Origin of the sequence: Longimonas sp., assembly GCF_046498435.1 — a bacterium.
In the GTDB taxonomy this organism is placed as follows: Bacteria; Bacteroidota; Rhodothermia; order Rhodothermales; family Salinibacteraceae; genus Longimonas.
Genome location: NZ_JAWOAR010000140.1, coordinates 1 through 3,920, shown reverse-complemented (window position 1 = coordinate 3,920; position 3,920 = coordinate 1). Strand labels below are relative to the sequence as shown.

General features: G+C 58.3%; 4 protein-coding genes and 1 pseudogene. 1 reads left to right on the top strand and 4 read right to left on the bottom strand.

Annotation, left to right across the window (positions count from 1 at the left end; translation table 11 throughout):
• Positions 1-223: 223 nt before the first annotated feature.
• Positions 224-1,042: a GvpL/GvpF family gas vesicle protein gene (locus tag R6U20_RS05185; protein ID WP_410336801.1), complete on the top strand. Its 819-nt coding sequence runs from the start codon at positions 224-226 to the stop codon at positions 1,040-1,042.
• Positions 1,043-1,066: 24 nt separating this feature from the next.
• On the opposite strand, the gene R6U20_RS05180 is transcribed toward R6U20_RS05185, so the two are convergent.
• The 4 genes and pseudogenes from R6U20_RS05180 to R6U20_RS05165 all read right to left on the bottom strand — a co-directional run.
• A complete protein-coding gene (locus R6U20_RS05180; protein WP_410336800.1) occupies positions 1,067-2,026 on the bottom strand; it encodes a hypothetical protein in 960 nt (319 codons plus the stop codon).
• Positions 2,027-2,070: 44 nt separating this feature from the next.
• Entirely contained in the window at positions 2,071-2,286 is a 216-nt protein-coding gene (locus R6U20_RS05175; RefSeq protein ID WP_410336799.1) for a hypothetical protein, read from the bottom strand.
• 966 nt (positions 2,287-3,252) lie between these two features.
• Positions 3,253-3,774: pseudogene (locus R6U20_RS05170) on the bottom strand (hypothetical protein); the annotation flags it as partial.
• Positions 3,741-3,920 (bottom strand): hypothetical protein (locus R6U20_RS05165; RefSeq protein ID WP_410336798.1); only part of this gene is annotated, 180 nt, incomplete at its 5' end. The gene R6U20_RS05165 and the pseudogene R6U20_RS05170, both read right to left, overlap by 34 nt.

Here is a 3,920-nt window from a genome sequence, read left to right as displayed (position 1 = left end):
CCGCGCCGTATACCTTCGTCGACGTGACACTGTAGACGTGACACTGTAGACGTGACACTGTAGACGTGACACTGTAGACGTGACACTGTAGACGTGACACTGTAGACGTGACACTGTAGACGTGACACTGTAGACGTAGCACTGTAGACGTAGCACTGTAGACGTAGCACTGTAGCTTACGTGCCTTCCTCGACTTCGCCTCCACCGCATTCCACCCGTGCGTATGCCCACCCATGTATCCTCCTTGTCGGTTGATGCAGACGAAGCGCTCTACTTTTTCTGTTTGGTGCAGACCCCGCCGTGGCCGCTCGACCATGAGGGCATGAGCGGACACAGCGTGCGCTTGCTTGCCCTTGATGATACCCTCACCGCGTTGGTCGACGTGGTGAAGCAGGATGCATGGACGGGTCCAGAGGCAGAAGCCAACATGCAGTCTCTGGAGTGGGTAGGCACGCGGGCAACGCTGCACGAAGAGGTGGTGGAAGCGGCTATGGAGCGTGGGCCGGTCTACCCGGCACGGTTCGGTACGTTATACTCGTCGGAAGTACGGCTTCGCGAGACGGTGCGCCGGCATCGTAGTACCATCAATGCGTTTATGGAGGAGGTAGATGGGGCCGACGAGTGGGCGCTCAAGGTGTTTGTGGATCGCGATCAGGCTGCGGCAGCTGTTGCAGCGCCTGCCAGCGATGAGGATGCCCCCGCCTCGGGGACTGCTTACCTGAAGCAGAAGCAGCGTGAGCAGCAGGCGCGCACTACCGTAGATAGCTGGTTACACGAGGTATCCGACGCGATGCATACGAAGCTGCGCGAGGCTCCCGTGCGCAACGTGGAGGTGCTCGACCCGAGCCGTGCAGTGCTCGCTGCCCCCGACGAAGCACTGGCGTTCAACTGGGCGCTCCTGGTCGACCGGGCGCAGCGTGATGTACTGCGTACGCAAGTGCAGCAGTTTGAGGCCGAGTATGGCAAGCGCGGACTCTCCTTCCGTCTCACCGGACCCTGGCCGCCGTATACGTTCCGCCCGCTCATGCCGGCGGATGAATAGGGGCATACACGCGCCATCTGTGATCTACGCCACGTCCGATTCGGTGTAGAGGTGTAGCGGATCAGAGTTTGAGGCAAGACGTGGCGGCAGCATATCTACCCATTGCATCCACCCAGCTTTTAGAGCGCGATCGAGATTCCGTGCGTAGCGCCTGGCATCGGGCTCGACGGGGCCGCGGATGCTCACTGTGGTGCTATGTGCCTGGTGACGGTAGCTGTGCGACAGGTGGTAGCCCGCAGCATGAGCATCGGCGTGCATGTGCGCAAGCCCGTGCTGTCGTGCATTTTTGTCGCGGTTTGAGCTGAAGTGCACCGACACAACCCAGCCGCTGTCATGATCGTGCACGAGGGCCTCTAACCACTGCCGATGGTCGGTGCTCGACGTGTGTGGGCCCGACTTAGGTTCGGGGCGGTAGCTATTCGGGTCCAGGTAGCCGATGCGTCCTTGAGCGGGCTGTGTCTGCCTCCACTGGCGCAGTTGGGCTCGGAGTTCGCTGGTGCAATCGGGATACGGCGTCGACGTGGCCGTGAGTTGAGAGAAGGGCGAGTGGTCGGAAGTGCCAATGGTGGATGCGTACGTGCCAAGCGCTTCGAGGGCAGGCACGGTAGGACCGTAGTGGGCACTACCTGACCCAACATCTTCAACCCAGGCCCGCACGGTGCGTGACCGGTGGAGCGCCAGCAGCGCAACGAGCAAGACTCCGTTGGGGCCACGGGTGCGGTCGTGACGCAGGCAACGCCGTAAAAGTGCGAGGTACGATTCGGGGGGATCTGGAGAGGGCGTGGCCGCTACGGCGTTTAACTGCGCAATGGTGAATAGCGGACTGTCGGAAGCATACTTTTCGGCGCGGCGCCACACCGTAAGCGGGGGCATCGCAAATGCACTGGCCAAGTCAACAGGCCCTGAGGTGGCCTCGAACATGAGGCGAGCAGCCTCCACCAGTGTTAGGTTCTCAAGCAGGGTGCCCGTATTCTGGAAAGGCATGCGCGCCAGCTACCATGTGGGGCAGGAGAGTTGTGTATGCGGTACTACTTGGTGCGCTGATATGCCTCGTACAAGGCGTCGTACTTGCTGGATACGTCATTTGCGCGCTGTTCAATCCGGTCGAGCAGGTCATTCGCCATGCGTCCGTCGTCGGGATATGAAGGTAGGTCGTCATCCTCTTTTTGGTAACACCAAAGCTCCAGTCGGATTTCGTCGACCTCGCGGCGTAACTGGTTCAGCAGGGCAGTAAGCTCCTCCATTTCGGCGTGTGGTGCGCTCTGTGGGACACCGTTGCATCCGTCAAGAACATGACAAGCTTTTTGTTTTCTTTAATAACGATATTTATTGTGGCGGCCTAGCGCGGTGATGCTGGCGTAGTAGCGATCGCTAGCGAATAGCGACTTGCCATTTAGCTTTTTGTCATAACCAGCATCTTTGCTTAACTTGAAGGTATCCGGCAAACTCGGCGCGGTTCACTCTTCCGGCGACGGGTTGTACCCACCGATGATGGCTATGAGCAGAATTATGAATAATTATAGACAACTAGAGATCAAGATGCAGAGACTGGCCGTGAAGATCGAACGGACATCTGATCCGGCGGTTCGTTCGAGGCTTGAACTGAGGTTTAGCCGAATGATGACACTGCGAAAGCATGCGCAGCCCTCGCAAAGGAATTTCAAGCAAGACAGCGATAACATACTCGTCAGAGCACGAAATCGCCCACATTATCATACCAAGGGAAGCAAGCGCGTGCTCCAAGGCGGTTCTATGAGCAAGAAGTGATTGAGTTGGCTAAATTCCGCACTGCTTTGAGAGAGACACCGAGAACCGCCAACGTTGTTTTGTCATACTCGCCAATGCCGAGCAGGGGATGAATATTAAAAGCGAAGAACCTCCTTTGTCCCTGATATCAGCTGAGGCCCACAGCAAGGCTGTTGCTCTGCCCCTTGCAGACTACAGCGTTTGAAACTGTAGTTTTCCGCTAGATTTTCCTGTCCAGGAGAGGAGCGATATCACATGAAAGCATCGAACTTCACGGAGGTGCAGAAAGCCGTCATTCTGGCGTATGGTTAGCAAGGCACGCTGGTCGTGGAAATCTGCCGTAAAGGCAGGGTCAGCCAAGTATGAAAGAATTTATCCGGTTCATGAATGTCTGGTTAGGGGAAGTTGCACCGCGGGAAAAGCGTATCACTGTGAGTGGCAGTTAAGAGCCGGATTCGAAGTTATCAGCTGGTTTTCCAAGGCCGCGCTTTTGGTATCACAGCCGTCATCTCCACCTCCCTCAGCATCCTGCCGGCCACTAGCCCATCCCGCACCCAGTCCAGTGCAGCCCACCAGTCGTCATAGCCACGCCGCGCCGATGCGATCTGCTCGGGATGCGGTCGCCATGTGACGGGACAGGCCAGTACATCGACCGTGCGCCATTTGCCACGCACCATCACGCGTGCTGTACCGACCACTTCGGTCGCAGCGCGCTTGCCGTAGCGGTTTTGATGGATGTCGCGGGGCACGCAACGCGGCACCGCACCCGGCATCCAGTCGGGTGTCATCCCCGCCCGTGCAAGCTCTGCGAGGCTCAGGGCCATGCGGATTCCGCCAAGGCTGTCGGGCAGGCCGGCCACGGTCGCCGCGATGACCTCGGCGTCTGGATGGGTGTAGCTGCCGCTTTTGTGTTGCCCGCCATCGACCTTGCAGCCCAGTACGGCGCGTTGCATCAGAACATACTCCAACCCGAAGCCGCGGCTTTCCGCATCGGCGTCCGGGCTGTGTCAAGGACCACGAATCCCTTCTCGCCTTTGGCAACAGTGTGGGCAAAGGCCTGGAATACGGCAATCTCTTCAATGCAGGGCGAACGCATCTCTTCTTCTATCAGGGCCATGTCATCTGCGGATAG

Coding starts and splice junctions, on each gene's coding strand:
- R6U20_RS05185 (WP_410336801.1), top strand. CDS start 224: ATGCCCACCCATGTATCCTCCTTGTCGGTTGATGCAGACGAAGCGCTC.
- R6U20_RS05180 (WP_410336800.1), bottom strand. CDS start 2,026: ATGCCTTTCCAGAATACGGGCACCCTGCTTGAGAACCTAACACTGGTG.
- R6U20_RS05175 (WP_410336799.1), bottom strand. CDS start 2,286: ATGGAGGAGCTTACTGCCCTGCTGAACCAGTTACGCCGCGAGGTCGAC.